The following is a 15802-nucleotide window of genomic DNA, read 5'->3' on the forward strand; positions in this document are numbered from 1 at the left end:
GAGTCGCTGAATCTGCGGCAGCGGCGGCTGGAGATCGTGTCGTGTCCGTCGTGTGGCCGGGCGCAGGTGGATGTGTACAAGCTGGCGGATGAGGTTACGGCGGGTCTGGAGGGCATGGAGGTGCCGCTGCGGGTCGCCGTGATGGGGTGTGTGGTGAACGGTCCTGGTGAGGCGCGTGAGGCTGATCTGGGGGTGGCCTCGGGTAACGGCAAGGGCCAGATCTTCGTCAAGGGCGAGGTGATCAAGACCGTGCCCGAGTCGAAGATCGTGGAGACCCTGATCGACGAGGCCATGAAGATCGCCGAGCAGTTGGAGAAGGACGGGGCCCCTTCGGGTATCCCCGAGGTCACCGTGAGCTGATCTACGCACATACGCAAGGAGGGGATCCGCGCATGCCACTACTGGAGCGCGTCGGGGGCCCACGTGACCTCAAGACACTGACCGAGAAACAGCTGGCCGAACTGGCGGAGGAGATCCGTCAGTTCCTGATCACCGCGGTGGCCAGAACCGGCGGGCACCTGGGCCCCAACCTGGGTGTCGTCGAGCTGTCCATAGCGCTCCACCGCGTCTTCGACTCGCCCGTGGACCGCATCCTGTGGGACACCGGGCACCAGTCCTACGTCCATAAACTGCTCACCGGCCGCAAGGACTTCTCCAAGCTCCGCGGCAAGGGCGGGCTGTCCGGCTACCCGTCGCGCGCCGAGTCCGAGCACGACGTCATCGAGAACAGCCACGCCTCCACCGTCCTGGGCTGGGCCGACGGCCTGGCCAAGGCCAACGAGGTCCTTGGCCGCACCGACCGGCATGTCGTCGCGGTCATCGGCGACGGCGCGCTGACCGGCGGCATGGCCTGGGAAGCGCTCAACAACATCGCCGCCGCCCGGGACCGCCCGCTGATCATCGTCGTCAACGACAACGAGCGCTCGTACGCGCCCACCATCGGCGGCCTCGCCAACCACCTGGCCACCCTCCGCACCACCGACGGCTATGAGCGCTTCCTGGCCTGGGGCAAGGACGTACTGCAGCGCACGCCCGTGGTCGGCCAGCCGCTGTACGAATCGCTGCACGGCGCCAAGAAGGGCTTCAAGGACGCCTTCGCGCCACAGGGCATGTTCGAGGACCTGGGCCTGAAGTACGTCGGCCCCATCGACGGACACGACATCGCGGCCGTCGAATCCGCCCTGCGCCGCGCCCGGCGGTTCCACGGCCCGGTCCTCGTCCACTGCCTGACCGAGAAGGGCCGCGGCTACCGGCCCGCGCTGGAGGACGAGGCCGACCGCTTCCATACGGTCGGCGCCATGGACCCGCTGACCTGTGCGCCCCTCGCGCCCTCCGGCGGCCGCTCATGGACCTCGGTGTTCGGCGCGGAGATGGTACGGATCGGCGCCGAGCGCCCCGATGTGGTGGCGCTCACCGCCGCGATGCTGGACCCCGTCGGCCTGACCGAGTTCGCCCAGGCGTATCCGCGGCGGGTGTGGGACGTCGGCATCGCCGAGCAGCACGCCGCGGTCTCCGCTGCCGGTCTCGCCACCGGCGGGTTGCACCCGGTCTTCGCCGTCTACGCCACCTTCCTCAACCGCGCTTTCGACCAGCTGCTGATGGACGTCGCACTGCACAAGTGCGGGGTGACCTTCGTGCTGGACCGCGCGGGCGTCACCGGCACCGACGGGCCCAGCCACAACGGCATGTGGGACATGTCCGTCCTCCAGGTGGTGCCGGGCCTGCGGGTCGCCGCCCCGCGCGACGCGGACCAGCTGCGCGCCCAGCTGCGCGAGGCGCTGGACGTGGCCGACGCGCCGACCGTCATCCGCTTCCCCAAGGAGTCCGTGGGCGAGCCGATCCCGGCGCTCGGCCGCGTCGGTGGCATGGATGTGCTGCGGCACGGCGGGCCCCAACCCGCCGACCAGGGCGGCGGCGGTGATGTGCTGCTGGTCGTGGCCGGGGTGATGGCCCAGGTCGGGCTGGCGGCGGCCGAGCTGCTGGCCGAGCGAGGCATCGGCTGCACGGTCGTCGACCCGCGCTGGGTCAAGCCCGTCGACGCCGCCCTGCCCGGGCTGGCGGCGCGCCACCGCGTCGTGGCCGTCGTCGAGGACAACAGCCGCACCGGCGGGGTGGGGGCGGCGGTGGCGCAGGCGCTGCGCGACGCCGAAGTCGATCTGCCGGTGCGCACCTTCGGCATCCCCGAGGCGTTCCTGGCACACGCCAAGCGCGGGGAGGTGCTGGCCGACATCGGGCTCACTCCGGCCGAGATCGCGGGCCGGATCGGCGCGGCCCTGGCCCGTATCGACGCGTCCGCAGCCGTTCCCGTCACCGCGCCCGTCACCACCGCCCCCGGCGCCGGGCGGCGCGCGGCCACCGCCCGCCCGGCCCCGCCCGCGGCCCGCAAGGAGAAGGACGCATGACAGCAGCCGAGCAGGGATCGGGCTTCGACCTGGACAAGCTCCTGGCCGAGCGCGGGTCCGAGCGGTACGACCTGCATGCCCGGCACCTCAACCACCAGCTGCCGCGGATGCTGCACACCATCGGCTTCGACAAGGTCTACGAGCGGGCCGAGGGCGCGTACTTCTGGGACGACGAGGACCAGGACTACCTCGATATGCTCGCCGGCTTCGGGGTGATGGGCCTGGGCCGCCACCACCCGGTCGTCCGCAAGGCGCTGCACGACGTCCTGGACGCCCAGCTGGCCGATCTGACCCGCTTCGACTGCCAGCCGCTGCCCGGTCTGCTCGCCGAGAAACTGCTCGGCCACGCCCCGCACCTGGACCGGGTCTTCTTCGGCAACAGCGGTACGGAGGCGGTGGAGACCGCCTTGAAGTTCGCCCGGTATGCGACAGGCAAGCAGCGCGTGCTGTACTGCGCGCACGCCTTCCACGGCCTGACGACCGGTTCGCTGTCGGTCAACGGAGAGGACTCCTTCCGCAAGGGGTTCGCGCCGCTGCTGCCGGACACGGCCATTCCGCTCGGCGACCTGGCCGCGCTGGAGCGGGAGCTCAAGCGCGGCGATGTGGCCGGGTTCGTGGTCGAGCCGATCCAGGGCAAGGGCGTCCACGAGACCCCGCCCGGCTTTCTGCGCGCCGCCCAGGAGCTGCTGCACAAGCACAAGGCGCTGCTCATCGCCGACGAGGTGCAGACGGGGCTCGGCCGGACCGGCACCTTCTTCGCGTACCAGCATGAGTCGGGCGTGGAGCCGGATCTGGTGTGCGTGGCCAAGGCACTGTCGGGCGGGTATGTGCCCGTCGGCGCGACGCTCGGCAAGGAATGGATCTTCAAGCGCGTCTATTCGTCGATGGACCGGGTGCTGGTCCACTCGGCGAGCTTCGGCGCCAACGCGCAGGCGATGGCCGCGGGTCTGGCCGTCCTCGCGGTCATGGAGGACGAGAAGGTCGTCGAGAACGCCCGGCAGGTCGGCGATCTGCTGCGCACCCGTCTCGCCGCGCTGGTGGACCGCTATGAGCTGCTGTACGAGGTGCGCGGGCGCGGGCTGATGATCGGCATCGAGTTCGGGAAGCCGACCTCGCTGGGGCTGCGCAGCCGCTGGGCGATGCTCCAGGCGGCCCGCAAGGGGCTGTTCGCGCAGATGGTGGTCGTACCGCTGCTCCAGCGGCACCGCATCCTCACTCAGGTCTCCGGCGACCATCTGGAGGTCATCAAGCTGATTCCGCCGCTGATCATCGGGGAGCGGGAAGTGGACCGCTTCGTCGAGGCGTTCACGGCCGTCATGGACGACGCACACGGGGGCGGCGGGCTGATGTGGGACTTCGGGCGGACGCTCGTCAAGCAGGCGATGGCCCACCGCTGACCGCCGCTTGCCCGAGCCGGCGGCGGCCCCGCCGGCTCGGGCGCCCCCATGGCCTCAGTTCGCGAGCAGCCGCTCCCGCAGCCGCTCCCGCTTGGCCGCGTCGAGTCCGAGCCCCCGGGTGAGGTACTTCTCGGTGTCGCCCCAGGTCTCCTCGATGGCCGTGAAGGCAGTCGCCAGATACTCGGCGCGGGCGTCGAAGAGCGGCGCGAGCAGCGCCATGACCTCGGGGGACTTCCCGTCCTCGGCGTGTGAGGCGCGCCACACCTTGTAGCGGCGGTGGGCGGCGGCCGACTCCAGGTAGTCCGCCTCGATGGCGTCCCGCTCCACGCCGAGGGCCAGCAGGGCCACCGCGATCGACAGACCCGCGCGGTCCTTGCCGGCCGAACAGTGCATCAGCGCGGGCGAAGCGCCGTCCGCGAGCTCGTCGAGCACCCGGCGGTGCTCGGCGGTCCGGGTGGTGATGATCAACCGATACGAGTCGATCATCCGCTGGGCCGCCCGCCCCTCGCCCAGCATCTCGCGCAGCGTGGCCAGATCGCCCTCGCGGACCATGGTCCAGAACCCGGCGCCGTCGGCCGGGTCGGACAGCGGGAGGTTGACGGTCCGTACGCCCGGGAGCGCCACATCCGGGCCCTCGAGCTTGATGTCGGCGGAGTTGCGGAAGTCGAAGACGGTGTGCAGGCCGAGGGAGTCGAGGAACGCGGCGTCGGTGTCGGTGGCATGCGCCAGATGGCCGCTGCGGAACAGTACGCCACGCCCCACCCGCCGTCCGTCGACGGTCGGCAGACCGCCCACGTCCCGGAAGTTGCGCACCCCGGTGAGCTCGGGCTCGGTCGACGGAACCTGCGGCGTCTGCTGCGTCACGGGCGCTCCTTCGGCTCGGCCGCCGACGCCGCTCGTCGGCGAGGCGGACTGTCCTGACCATACGACATGGGGGTACGAGGGCGACCAGGTCGCCATGGGACCGGTGGAGGGGCGCCCCGGGCATTGCGCACCGGGTGCACTGCCCCGATGATGTTCTGGTCTGTGCGGAATTGGGGAGAGTGATGATCGAAATCGGTGGTAGCGGTCGGGTCTGGCTGCTGTCGGGGCGGGGCAGCAGCTATGCGCTGCACCTCACGGAGAACGACGAGTTGCTTCACCTCCACTGGGGCCCGCGCATCGCGCTCCCCGACGCGGAGGCCCTTGCGCTTAGGTCCGGCAGCCTCCTGTCGATGGAGTGGGGTTTCGAATCACCTCTGGACGGGCGCGAAGAATTCCCCGTGGAAGGCGGGCCCCGCTTTGTGCGCCCCGCCCTGTCGGTGCGGTCGCCGGGCGTCAGGGGCACCGAGTGGCGCTTCGAGCGGGGCGAGGTGACCGACTCCGGGGCGGAGCTGCGGCTCCACTTCCACGACTCGCTGCACCACCTCGCCCTCACCCTCCACTACCGGATGCGCGACGACTACGACGTGGTCGAGCGCTGGACCACCGCGGCCCACGCGGGCGGCCCGGACGACGCCCCCCTGGAGCTGCTGCGCATCGACTCCGCCGCCTGGTCACTCCCGGCGCGCGACCGCTGGCGGCTGTCGCATCTGTACGGGCGCTGGGCCGCCGAGAGCCAGTTGGTGCGCGCCGACCTCACGCCCGGTGAGAAGGTCCTCGGCAGCCGCCGCGGCCACACCAGCCATCAGCATCTGCCCTGGATCGCCCTGGACGGCGGCGAGGCCACTGAGGAACACGGCGAGGTGCACAGCTGCGCCCTTGCCTGGTCCGGGTCCTGGCGGATCGCCGTCCAGCAGCTGCCCATCGGCGCCGTACAGGCGGTCGGCGGCGTCGGCCACGACGACTCGGGCCAGCTGAGCCTGGCGCCCGGCGAGTCCTTCACCACGCCCGTCTTCGCGGGCCTGTGGACCGACGGCGGGTTCGGCGCCGCCAGCCGCGCCTGGCACGCCTGGCAGCTGGCCCAGGTGATCCCCGACGCGGACCAGCACCGGCCGGTGCTCTACAACTCCTGGGAGGCCACCTTCTTCGACGTCAGCGAGGAGCAGCAGCGCACACTCGCCCGCCGCGCCGCCGAGATGGGTGTGGAGCTGTTCGTCGTCGACGACGGCTGGTTCGGGGCGCGCATCAACGACCGCGCCGGGCTCGGCGACTGGACCCCCAACCCCGACCGCTTCCCCGGCGGCCTGAAGCCCCTCGCGGACGAGGTGCACGCCCTGGGCATGCAGTTCGGCATCTGGGTCGAGCCCGAGATGGTCAACGCCGACAGCGACCTCTACCGGGCCCACCCCGACTGGGTGCAGCACCACCCCGGCCGCACCCGAACCGAGTTCCGCAACCAGCTGGTGCTCAACCTCGCCAGGCCCGACGTACGCGAGCACCTGTGGGAGCGGCTGGACACCCTGCTCTCCAGCGCGCCCATCGACTATGTGAAATGGGACTTCAACCGGTCCTTCTCCGACGCGGGGTGGCCCGGCGACCCGTACCCCCAGCGGCTGTGGATCGAGCATGTGCGGGGGCTGTACGAGCTCCTGGGGCGGCTGCGGGCCGCGCACCCGGGTGTCGCCTTCGAATCCTGCTCGGGCGGCGGCGGCCGGATCGACCTGGGCGTCCTCGCGCTCACCGACCAGGTGTGGACCTCGGACAACACCGACCCGCTGGACCGGCTGCCCATCCAGCACGGCTTCAGCCAGCTGCACCCGGCCCGCGTCATGGCCGCCTGGGTCACCGACACCCCCAACGCCATGGGCAGCAAGCGCATCACCTCGCTGCGCTTCCGCTTCATCAGCGCGATGGCCGGGGTGCTGGGGGTGGGCGGCGACCTGAGCCACTGGAGCGAGGAAGAACTCGCCGAGGCGCGCGACTGGGTGGCCCTCTACAAGCGCATCCGGCCCGTCGTCCAGCACGGCGAGCTGTACCGGCTGCGGCCGCCGGGCGACGGCGGGCTGACCGCGGTGCAGTACGTACGCGGCGAGGAGACCGTGGTGCTGGCCTGGCTGCAGGCCCAGACCCTCGGCGAGCGGCAGCCCGCGCTGCGGCTGCGCGGGCTCGACCCCGAGAGCCGGTACGAGGACCTGGAGACCGGAGAGGTGCACCGGGGGGCCGTGCTCAGCCACCACGGCCTCGAGACCGGGCTCCGTCACGACCTGGACGCCGCCGTATTCCGCCTTCGGCGAATCTGACCAGGTGGGATAGATCACCCTCCGTCAACCCCTCCTTACGGTGGCGTAGGTCACTCACCAGGGTGGAGGATGTCGGGACGTGGCAGACGATGCGAAGAGACTCAACAGCGGAGTGATCGGGTCCTACGCCGCCATCGGGGACAGCTTCACCGAGGGCGTCGGCGACCCGGATCCCGAAGGCGTTTTCATCGGCTGGGCGGACCGGCTGGCCGCCCTGCTCTCCGACCGACATTCCGGAGCCGGGTCCATCGGCGGCCCGGCTCCGGCCGACTTCCGCTACGCCAACCTCGCCGTACGGGGCCGGCTCCTCGACCAGATCGTCGAGGAGCAGGTCCCGCGCGCGATCGAACTCGGCCCCGATCTGGTGACGTTCTGCGGCGGCGGGAACGACATCCTGCGGCCCGGCAGCGACCCCGACGACGTCGCCGAGCGCTACGAGGCGGCCGTGGACCGGCTCGCCTCCCACGTCGGCACGGTGCTGCTGTGCACCGGGTTCGACCCACGCGGCGTGCCGGTGCTGCGCCATCTGCGCGGCAAGGCCGCCACGTACACGGCCCATGTGCGGGCGATCGCCGACCGGTACCGGTGTCCGGTGCTCGACCTGTGGTCGCTGCGCTCCGTACAGGACCGGCGGGCCTGGAGCGAGGACCGGCTGCATCTGTCGCCCGACGGACACACCCGGGTCGCGCTGCGCGCCGCCAAGGTGCTCGGCCTCGACGTACCGGTCGACCCGGACCAGCCGTGGCCGCCGGAGGGGCCGCGCTCGGCCGCCGAGGTGCGCCGGGCCAACATCCACTGGGCGCGCGAATACGCGGTGCCCTGGATCGGCCGACGGCTGCGCGGGGAGTCGTCGGGGGACCATGTGGAGCCCAAGCGTCCGGACCTGCTGCCGCTGCGGCCCTGAGGGCTCCCGCAGGGGAGTCCCGAACACCCCGAAGAAACCCCGAAGTAGAGAAACAGCGCGGAGAATCGGCGAACACAAAGCGGGTCGTGCCCTGTGGGCCTAAGCTAGATAGGCCCACACGGCGCGGCCCGTGCCATTGGCGTCCGGTCTGACGCCCCAAGCCTCGGACAGAGCCTCGACGAGCATCAGCCCGCGTCCGCCCTCTTGGTCGACGCTCACCGACCGGGCCTGTGGCTCCGTGCGCGCACACCCTTGGTCGGCCACTTCCAACCGCAAGCGCTTGCCCATGAGCTGCATGGTGCACCGTACCTCCTCGCTGGAGGTGTGGCGCACGGCGTTGGTGAAGAGCTCGGAGACGACCAACTCGGCGTTGTCGCACATCTCCTGCCTGGCGCCCCATGAGCACAGCCGCAGCACGACCAGCCTTCTCGCCTCCGCGACGGAAGTGCTCAGTGCCGGAAGGCGAAACGCGTCCTGCAGGCACGGAGCGGAGAGCGAGCCGCTGCGCCCTAACCGGAGAGCCTCATAGGAAGGAGCCACGCCGACACTATGCTCTGCGCCACTCGCGTATGGCAAGGTTCAATCTGTAAATTGCAGAATCGAAGAGACAGTCTGTTGTAGCGGCTGAGCGCGTGCCAGACTGCTGTGATGTGAAGGTAGTTGGAGGGGGACGGTAGTGGCGGATGCGCGAGCGGGCGGCGCCCCGACCGTCCTGAGAGTCGTGCTCGGCAAGCGGCTGCAGGACCTCAGGGAGAAGGCCGGGCTGTCGTACGAGCGGGCGGGCCGCGCCCTCGACGTCACCCATGCCACGATCCGCCGGATGGAGAAGGCCGAGGTCGGCCTGAAGCTTCCGTACGTCGAGAAGCTGCTGCGCACCTACGGGGTCACCGACCCGGAGGAAGTCGAGGGGTTCCTCTCCCTCGCGCGCGAGGCCAATAAGCCCGGCTGGTGGCACCGCTTCCGGGATGTGCTGCCCGAGTGGTTCAACACCTTTGTCAGTCTGGAGGGCGAGGCCAATCTCATCCGCGCCTATGAGCCGCACTATGTCCCCGGGCTGTTGCAGACCGAGGACTACGCCCGTGCGGTGATGTGCGCCGGAATGCCGCACGCGGCCGATGCGGAGACCGAGCGCAATGTCGCCCTGCGGATGGAGCGGCAGGCCCTCCTCACCCGTCCCAATCCGCCCATGCTGTGGGTGGTGATGGACGAAACGGTGCTCCGCCGACCCATTGGCGGGCCCGAGGTCATGCGCGATCAGATCACGCGGCTCATCGAAGCCGCGACGATGCCCAACATCAGGTTGCAGATCATGCCGTTCGACGCCGGGCCGCACCCGGCGATGTACGGCCCCTTCCATATCTTCCGGTTCCCGATTCAGGAGCTGCCGGACATCGCGTATACGGAGACGCTTGTCAGCGGTTCCTATTTCGACCAGCGCGATGACGTATCGGCGTTCCTGGAGGCCTTGGACCGGATGTGTGCGCAGGCCGCGCCTGCACAGACCACTCAGGCCATTCTGAGTGGCATTCGCAAGGAGATCTGATCGATGGATCGCATCTGCACGGACCGCGTCTACAGCGGAATGCCGGCGAGGGACCTCGGTACCGAGGGCTGGCACAAGCCATGGAGCGGTGGCAACGGGGGAAGTTGCGTCGAGGCGATGAGGCTGAAGGACGGGCGAGTGGCGCTGCGCCAGTCCACGGATCCCGACGGACCTGCCCTCATCTATACGCATCTGGAGATGAAGCGGTTCATCCAGGGTGCGAAGGCCGGCGAAGCGGACTTCCTGCTCGCCTGACGCAGCCACGGGTCACAGGGGAGTGACCTCAGGAAGCGCGAAACCGCAAAAACGGGAGAACGGTGTGACCGACCAAGGATTCTCCGTGCAGGAGATAGACACCAGTACGCCTCATCCGGCCCGCATGTACGACTACTACCTCGGGGGCTGGGACAACTACGAGGTCGACCGCAGGGCGGCCGACCGCATTCTCGAAGTGACACCGACCGTCCGCGGCACCGCCCGCGCCAACCGGGAGTTTCTGCTCCGGGCCGTGCGCACCGTCGTCGGGGACGGGATACGGCAGATCATCGACATCGGGACCGGAATCCCGACGTCGCCGAACACCCATGAGGTTGCCCGGGAGATCGCGCCGGAAACCCGAGTGGTCTATATCGACAACGATCCGATCGTCGCCACGCACGCCGGCGCCAAGCTGACGAACGCGGGCGGCACGAGCTTCGCACTGGGGGATGTGCGCAAGCCCGCCGAGGTACTTGACCGGCCCGCGGTGCGGGAGTTCATCGACTTCGGCAAGCCGGTGGCGCTGCTGCTGGTCGCGGTGTTGCACTTCGTCAAGGACGAGGAGGACCCGGTCGGGATCCTCGCGACCCTCACCGAACGGCTGGTTCCGGGCAGCTGTCTGGTGATCAGCCACGGCACCCTGGACTTCACCGACCGAGCCGACATCGCCGCGGAGGTGTACCGGAAGTCCTCGGCCAGCCTCAGCCTGCGCGGCCGCGCCGAGATCCTGCCGTTCTTCGACGGGTTTCCGCTGCTGGAGCCGGGGCTGGTCCAGGTGCCGGCATGGCGGCCGGACGGCCCCTTACCGAAGCAGGGGAAGCGGGCTGACGTCGGCGTGTACGGCGGGGTGGGGCGTAAGCCCTGAGCCCGTGCCGACGGCGGCCGGAATTCGCTCCAGCACCCCGCCCGCGAACACGTCGTACAGCGGCAGCGACTCCAGGTGCACATAGCCGATGTGGCAGTCGCAGACGGCGAGCGGGCAGGGGCGGGGCGCGAGGGCCGCGCGGTACGAGCCGTCGTAGAGGTTGCCCAGTTCCGTACGGACGAAATGGCAGCGGCGCACCGCGCCGTCGCCGTCCACCGAGATCACCGAAGCGCCGGTCCGGCATGGCAGACCGGCGCTTTGGTGCGGATGGCGGCTGTAGCCGAACAGCGGGTCGAGCGCGGTCCACTCGGCCGCTTCCTCGTCCGTATAGGTGCGCCCCTCGGCGGCGTTGACCCACAGATAGACCTGTGCGGGCAGATCGGCGCGCAGCTGCCGGGCGGGCTCCAGATGCTCGGGCAGGCCGACGATGCCGACGCTGTGGCGCACCCCGAGCCCCGCCAGCTCACGGCTCTTGGCCAGAAACCGGTCGTACGGCGTCTGGCCCGGGTGGAAGGTGCACCACAGCGCCAGGGTGTCCAGATCGGCGTCCGCCATCCAGCCCGTACGGCAGCTCAGATTCGTCTGGATCGCCACCCGCGCGATATGCGGCAGCCGGCTGAGCTCGGTCAGCGCCCGGCGGTACCAGGAGCGCACCAGGCCCTCGCCCCACGGGGTGAACAGCACCGACAGCCGGTCGCCCGTGTTCGCCGTGGCCCATGCGGTGAAGCGCTCCAGGGCGGCCCGGTCGGCGCGCAGCTGCTCCGGGGTGTCGCGCCGCTTGGCGAACGGGCAGTACGGGCAGTCGTAGTCGCACGAGGCCAGCGGGCCTCGGTAGAGGATCGTCAGGTCCACGCCGCCCGCCTCACTTCAGGTCGTAGTCGGCCATGGCGGCGCGCACCGCGGGGGAGAACAGCTCGGGCCCCAGCGCGTCGGAGTGCGCAAGACCCTCGGGGGAGAGCCGCAGCAGCTCGGGGGCGGCGTCCGGATCCAGCCAGCCGCGCTCGGCGAACCGCGCCAGTTCGGTGGGGAAGTCCTCGGCCGGGTCGGTGCCGAACCGGGCCCGGTAGCCGGCGAGCGGCATGCCCTCGGCCTGGAGCACCGACTGGAGGAGGTGGCGCCGCCGGGCCTCGTCGGCGGTCATCGCGCGGCCCACCTCGGCGCGCGCGAAGTCGGCCGCGGGCCGCGCCGTGTAGTCGTCGATGATGCCGCGGATCTCCCGCATGTCCACCGCGTAGTCGAACGAGTAGTGCAGCGCCGAGGTGTACGAGCGGGCGCCGCAGCCAAGACCGACCATGCCGTCGGTCTGACAGGCGTAGTCGTCCCCGCCGCATGGCTCCCTGCCGGTCCCGGGCGTGTCCCGGCGGCGGAACATGCGCATCGACACCTGCTCATAGCCTTGGGCGAGCAGGTGGTCCCGGCCCGCCCGGTACAGCCGCAGCCGCTGGGCGTCCCACTCCGCGTCCGTGGCCGCCGCGTCGCGCCGCCCCAGGCCCGTCAGCGGGCGCACATACAGCGGATACAGATACAGCTCCTCGGGGCGCCAGACCAGGGCGGCATCCAGGGACTGCCGCCAACTCCGCTCGGTCTGCCCGTCGATGCCGTAGATCAGGTCGATGTTGAGCACGGGGATACCGGCCTCGCGGATCCGCCCCAGCGCCGCCTCGACGTCCTCCCGGCGCTGCGGCCGCACCGCCGAGCGCGCCTCGGCGTCCACGAAGCTCTGCACCCCCAGGCTCAGCCGGGTGGTGCCGCGCTCGGCCAGCACGGCCAGCCGGTCCGCGGTGGCGGTGGCCGGGGATGCCTCGACCGAGAGCGGAACGGCCGCCAGATCGGCCCCCATGCGCCGGCTCGCGATATCGCACAGCCGCTCCAGCTCCGCCGCCTCCAGGAAGGTCGGGGTGCCGCCGCCGAACGCGGCCGTGGCGAACCGGGCCCCGTCCCCGAGCGCTTCGCGGACCGTGTCCGCCTGCCGCTCCAGGGCGTCCAGATAGGCGCTCACCAGCCCCTCGGGGGCGCCGACGCGGGTGAAGAGATTGCAGAAGCCGCAGCGCACCTCGCAGAAGGGGATGTGCACGTACAGCGACAGCGCGTCCTTGGGCTCGGCCGCCCACAGGTCGCTCAGCGCGGGGCGCGGATTCAGCGGGCGGTAGGCGGTCTTGTGCGGGTACGCGTAGACGTACGACTGGTACGGGCGGACAGCGGGGGCGGTAGTGGCGGTAGCGGCGGTGGTGCTGGTGGTCATGAGGCCTCGAGGAAGAAGTGGGTGTACGGCACGGTCCAGACGACTTCATGGCCGAGCCGGTGGCCCGTATAGCCGTCGTCTCCGTACGCGGTGCCGTGGTCGGAGCAGACGATCGCGAAGCCGGGGCCGCGGTCGCTCAGCGCGGAGAACAGCCGGCCGATGTGCCGGTCGACGTACTCCAGCGCGGCGGCGTGGGTGGCGCGCGAATCGCCCGCCTCGCGGGTCGCGCCGGGCAGATGGAACCAGTTGGGCTGGTGCAGCGCCGATACGTTGACGAAGAGGAACAGCCGCCGGTCCGGCGGCAGCCCGGCGATGACCTTCTCGGCGCACGCCACCTGTGCCTCGAAGGAGGTGGGGGACGGAACGCCGAACTCCGGCTCCCAGTGGCTCTCCTGGAAGAGGCCGGGGAGCACCGAGCCCAGCGGGCCCCGCTTGTTGAAGAACCCCACCCCGCCCACGCACACCGTGTGGTACCCGGCGGCCGCGAGCCCGGACACCAGGTCCGGGGTGTCGAAGACAAAGGTCCCCTCGGCGGTGGTCTCGCTGCCCGCGAAGCGGGCGGCGAACAGCCGCCGGTGCGGGCCGGGCGTGGCCGGGGTGGGCAGGAACCCGGCGAACATCGCCTGATGCGAGGCGTAGGTGAAGCTGCCGGGCGCATGCCGCTTGTCCCACACCCCGCCGGGGAGCCGGCTCGCCAGATGGGGGATCCGGCCCTCGGCGGCCAGCTCGGCCGCCACGTCGTAGCGCAGCGTGTCCAAGGTGACCAGCAGCAGATCATGGCTGCCCACGACCTCGTTCATATCCGGCTCAGCCAAGGGCATCGAGGCCGCCCCCTCCCACCACTTCTCCTGCCGCCTCTCGTACCAGCCCTTCCGCCGCCTCTCTTGCCGGGGGCTTGCGCCGCCGGAGCACGGCCGCGACCTGCGCGCCGTACGTGTCCAGGCCCTCCGCGCCGCTGCCGGGCAGACCGGTCAGCCGGGGCAGCAGATCGCCGAACGCGTTGACCTCGCCGACCGAGAAGCGCCGCCATCCGGTGCCCGGCAGCAGATCGACGCCGACGCACAGGGTGCCCGGGAAGCAGGCCGCCGCCCGCTCCGCCAGGCCCAGCACCTCGCTCCAGCGCACCCCGGCCGCCTCCGCCGCGGCGCGCGCGGCGGCCAGATCGCCGCGGATGCCGCCGAGGTGGAGGTTGGTCATGGGGGAGCGGCTGGTGCGCACCACGGCATGGGTCGCCCGCCCGTCGACCACCACCACGCGCAGGTCGGCGGCGCGGCCGTGCTGCGCCGCCTTGGGCACCCAGCGCTCGATGTGCAGCCCGTCGGTGGCCAGCGTGTCGACGATGGCGGCGATCTCCGCCTCCGTCTCGTACCGGCGCACCCGCAGGGAGTTGAACAGCTGCCCGTCGGCCGTGCGCTCGACCGAGGTCGCGGCGCGCACCCGGCCATGGGCGCCCCATTCGACGGCGAGCACCCCGGACGCGGACGAGCCGTGCGCGAGCTTCACGAAGGCGCGGCGCAGCCCGCCGGAGCCCGCCAGCAGCGCCCGTACGTCATCCCAGCCGCGGACGGGCGGCGCCTTGGGCCCGGAGGTCGGCGACGGCGGCACCGCGACTCCGGCCTCGCTCAACACGCCGTGGCACAGCCGCTTGTCGAACATGACGGCCAGCTCGTCCGGGTCGTCCAGCACCGCCGCGTCCGCCGTACGGGCCGCCTCGGCGACCTGGCGCGCCGCGCCGGTGAACCGGGTGTACCAGTGGGCGGTGCCCTCGACGCGGGTCGGGTCGTCGGCGCCCCGCAGCAGCAGCTCGACGTCCTCGTCCTCGCCCGGGGAGTCCAGCCGCACCGTCTCGCCCGGCTCGAACCGCGGCCTGCCGTCGTACAGCACCTCGCGCCAGGGCAGCACCCGGGGCGCGGGCAGGCCCGCCGCCAGCACGGCGTCCGTGAACATCTCCACCCGGCGGCCGCCGGGGTTGCCGACTACGGCGAAGCGCACGTCATGGCGCACCTCATTCGGAGACGGCGACATAGCGGTGCTCCTCGTTGCTCTCGTCCCCTGCCCACCTGCCCGGCTGTTGCTGCTCCGAGAGGTCCACCTCGATCCCCCTCGGCTCCAGCGCGTCGCGCATCCGCTGTGCCAGCTTCTCGCTCAGGTAGTGATGGTGGAGGTCGAGCAGCATGAGATGGGTCAGCGGCTGACCGGCGAGCAGGGCCTCGGCCCCCGCGTCGGTCAGCGTGCCCATGGACAGGTCGAGGGAGGCGAGCTGGGCGACGATGGGGGCGGCGGCGACGGCGGTGGCTATTTCGTCCTGGATCTCGCTGTTCTGCAGGCCCAGGTGGCGCAGTTCGGGGAAGCGGCCGCCGGCCAGCAGCGGGGCGAGGTCGGCGATGGTCGCGTCGCCGCCGTAGTGGTCGACCCCCAGCCACAGCGCGAGGTGCTCCAGACGGGGGAGTTCGCTGTCACAGACGGCCCGGACGATCGAGGCGGGCAGACCGCCGGACTCGAACCGCAGCGTCCGCAGCCGCTCATGGCGCACGGGGCTGAAGGCCAGCCCCCCGTCGTCTCCCCTGTAGCCGCAGCCGCGCGCCACGAACTCCTCGAGCAGCGGGTACGCCTCGACCACTGGCGAGACGTCTGCCATCTCCAGCCAGGACAGCTCGCACTCCTCGCCCGTCACATCGCCGAGAAAGAGCGACCGCAGCGCCGGCAGACGCTCGGCGGACTTTGTCAGCCGGTCGAGCACCGGCTGCACGGACTCGTACCCTTCCTCGCCCCACCAGCTGCCGATGACGATCGCGCGGACCCGGTCCGCCGGGACGGTCTCCAGGAAGTTCCGCCACAGCTCGTCGAAGGGAAGATCATCGTCCCAGCCGCAGGCCAGCCGCCAGGCCACGGCATCCGCGGGCGGCAGGTCGGAGGCGTCGGTCCCGGACGTGGCGAAGTCGGTGACGGGGAGGCCCGCGAAGGTCTCCAGATATTCGCTGATCATGAGGCGGCACGGTCCTTTCGGTCGTCGTGGTGCGCGGCTGTCGA

Annotated in this window: 15 protein-coding genes; 8 read left to right on the plus strand and 7 right to left on the minus strand. The window is 71.2% G+C overall.

Annotation, left to right across the window (positions count from 1 at the left end; genetic code table 11):
* The 3 genes from ACH4U7_RS07260 to ACH4U7_RS07270 form a co-directional block, all read left to right on the plus strand.
* Positions 1-360 (plus strand): flavodoxin-dependent (E)-4-hydroxy-3-methylbut-2-enyl-diphosphate synthase (locus ACH4U7_RS07260; protein WP_398527023.1); only part of this gene is annotated, 360 nt, incomplete at its 5' end.
* A 32-nt stretch (positions 361-392) separates the two neighbouring features.
* Entirely contained in the window at positions 393-2402 is a 2010-nt protein-coding gene (gene dxs, locus ACH4U7_RS07265; protein WP_398527024.1) for a 1-deoxy-D-xylulose-5-phosphate synthase, read from the plus strand.
* The gene (locus ACH4U7_RS07270) at positions 2399-3799 is read left to right on the plus strand and encodes an aspartate aminotransferase family protein (protein ID WP_398527025.1); all 1401 of its coding nucleotides are present in this window, start codon (positions 2399-2401) and stop codon (positions 3797-3799) included. The genes dxs and ACH4U7_RS07270 overlap by 4 nt, the downstream gene beginning before the upstream one ends.
* 54 nt (positions 3800-3853) lie before the next feature.
* Here the strand turns inward: ACH4U7_RS07270 and ACH4U7_RS07275 are convergent, their stop codons facing one another.
* Positions 3854-4663: a tyrosine-protein phosphatase gene (locus tag ACH4U7_RS07275; protein WP_398527026.1), complete on the minus strand. Its 810-nt coding sequence runs from the start codon at positions 4661-4663 to the stop codon at positions 3854-3856.
* A gap of 182 nt (positions 4664-4845) precedes the next feature.
* On the opposite strand from ACH4U7_RS07275, the gene ACH4U7_RS07280 reads away from it, so the two are divergent.
* Positions 4846-6960: an alpha-galactosidase gene (locus tag ACH4U7_RS07280; RefSeq protein WP_398527027.1), complete on the plus strand. Its 2115-nt coding sequence runs from the start codon at positions 4846-4848 to the stop codon at positions 6958-6960.
* Between the two features lie 79 nt (positions 6961-7039).
* The gene (locus ACH4U7_RS07285) at positions 7040-7864 is read left to right on the plus strand and encodes an SGNH/GDSL hydrolase family protein (protein WP_398527028.1); all 825 of its coding nucleotides are present in this window, start codon (positions 7040-7042) and stop codon (positions 7862-7864) included.
* A gap of 99 nt (positions 7865-7963) precedes the next feature.
* On the opposite strand, the gene ACH4U7_RS07290 is transcribed toward ACH4U7_RS07285, so the two are convergent.
* Positions 7964-8404 (minus strand): ATP-binding protein, encoded by a 441-nt coding sequence (locus ACH4U7_RS07290; RefSeq protein ID WP_238545334.1) that lies wholly within the window; start codon positions 8402-8404, stop codon positions 7964-7966.
* A gap of 136 nt (positions 8405-8540) precedes the next feature.
* Between ACH4U7_RS07290 and ACH4U7_RS07295 the strand changes: the two genes are divergently transcribed.
* The 3 genes from ACH4U7_RS07295 to ACH4U7_RS07305 all read left to right on the plus strand — a co-directional run bounded on the left by ACH4U7_RS07295 (position 8541) and on the right by ACH4U7_RS07305 (position 10530).
* Positions 8541-9407, plus strand: coding sequence for a helix-turn-helix transcriptional regulator (locus ACH4U7_RS07295; RefSeq protein ID WP_089510517.1), 867 nt, complete (start codon positions 8541-8543; stop codon positions 9405-9407).
* Between the two features lie 3 nt (positions 9408-9410).
* Positions 9411-9662: a DUF397 domain-containing protein gene (locus ACH4U7_RS07300; protein WP_398527029.1), complete on the plus strand. Its 252-nt coding sequence runs from the start codon at positions 9411-9413 to the stop codon at positions 9660-9662.
* Positions 9663-9726: 64 nt separating this feature from the next.
* A complete protein-coding gene (locus ACH4U7_RS07305) occupies positions 9727-10530 on the plus strand; it encodes an SAM-dependent methyltransferase (RefSeq protein WP_398527030.1) in 804 nt (267 codons plus the stop codon).
* Here ACH4U7_RS07305 and ACH4U7_RS07310 read toward each other — a convergent pair.
* The 5 genes from ACH4U7_RS07310 to ACH4U7_RS07330 are packed head-to-tail and all read right to left on the minus strand — an operon-like array spanning position 10468 to position 15758.
* Complete coding sequence (locus ACH4U7_RS07310; RefSeq protein ID WP_398527031.1) at positions 10468-11382, minus strand: STM4011 family radical SAM protein; 915 nt, start codon at positions 11380-11382, stop codon at positions 10468-10470. The genes ACH4U7_RS07305 and ACH4U7_RS07310 overlap by 63 nt on opposite strands.
* Before the next feature lie 10 nt (positions 11383-11392).
* Positions 11393-12772: an STM4012 family radical SAM protein gene (locus tag ACH4U7_RS07315; protein WP_398527032.1), complete on the minus strand. Its 1380-nt coding sequence runs from the start codon at positions 12770-12772 to the stop codon at positions 11393-11395.
* Positions 12769-13572, minus strand: coding sequence for an STM4013/SEN3800 family hydrolase (locus ACH4U7_RS07320; protein ID WP_398527033.1), 804 nt, complete (start codon positions 13570-13572; stop codon positions 12769-12771). The genes ACH4U7_RS07315 and ACH4U7_RS07320 overlap by 4 nt, the downstream gene beginning before the upstream one ends.
* A 7-nt stretch (positions 13573-13579) precedes the next feature.
* Complete coding sequence (locus ACH4U7_RS07325) at positions 13580-14797, minus strand: STM4014 family protein (RefSeq protein WP_398527034.1); 1218 nt, start codon at positions 14795-14797, stop codon at positions 13580-13582.
* Positions 14778-15758, minus strand: coding sequence for an STM4015 family protein (locus ACH4U7_RS07330; RefSeq protein ID WP_398527035.1), 981 nt, complete (start codon positions 15756-15758; stop codon positions 14778-14780). Before ACH4U7_RS07330 ends, ACH4U7_RS07325 begins: the two co-directional genes overlap by 20 nt.
* Positions 15759-15802: the final 44 nt, after the last annotated feature.

Origin of the sequence: Streptomyces sp. NPDC020845 (assembly GCF_044334165.1) — a bacterium.
Taxonomy (GTDB): Bacteria; Actinomycetota; Actinomycetes; order Streptomycetales; family Streptomycetaceae; genus Streptomyces.

What these genes read in the sequence shown, in the direction of transcription:
- dxs (WP_398527024.1), top strand. Translation starts at nt 393, where the DNA reads ATGCCACTACTGGAGCGCGTCGGGGGCCCACGTGACCTCAAGACACTG.
- ACH4U7_RS07270 (WP_398527025.1), top strand. Translation starts at nt 2,399, where the DNA reads ATGACAGCAGCCGAGCAGGGATCGGGCTTCGACCTGGACAAGCTCCTG.
- ACH4U7_RS07280 (WP_398527027.1), top strand. Translation starts at nt 4,846, where the DNA reads ATGATCGAAATCGGTGGTAGCGGTCGGGTCTGGCTGCTGTCGGGGCGG.
- ACH4U7_RS07300 (WP_398527029.1), top strand. Translation starts at nt 9,411, where the DNA reads ATGGATCGCATCTGCACGGACCGCGTCTACAGCGGAATGCCGGCGAGG.
- ACH4U7_RS07315 (WP_398527032.1), bottom strand. Translation starts at nt 12,772, where the DNA reads ATGACCACCAGCACCACCGCCGCTACCGCCACTACCGCCCCCGCTGTC.
- ACH4U7_RS07320 (WP_398527033.1), bottom strand. Translation starts at nt 13,572, where the DNA reads ATGAACGAGGTCGTGGGCAGCCATGATCTGCTGCTGGTCACCTTGGAC.
- ACH4U7_RS07325 (WP_398527034.1), bottom strand. Translation starts at nt 14,797, where the DNA reads ATGTCGCCGTCTCCGAATGAGGTGCGCCATGACGTGCGCTTCGCCGTA.
- ACH4U7_RS07330 (WP_398527035.1), bottom strand. Translation starts at nt 15,758, where the DNA reads ATGATCAGCGAATATCTGGAGACCTTCGCGGGCCTCCCCGTCACCGAC.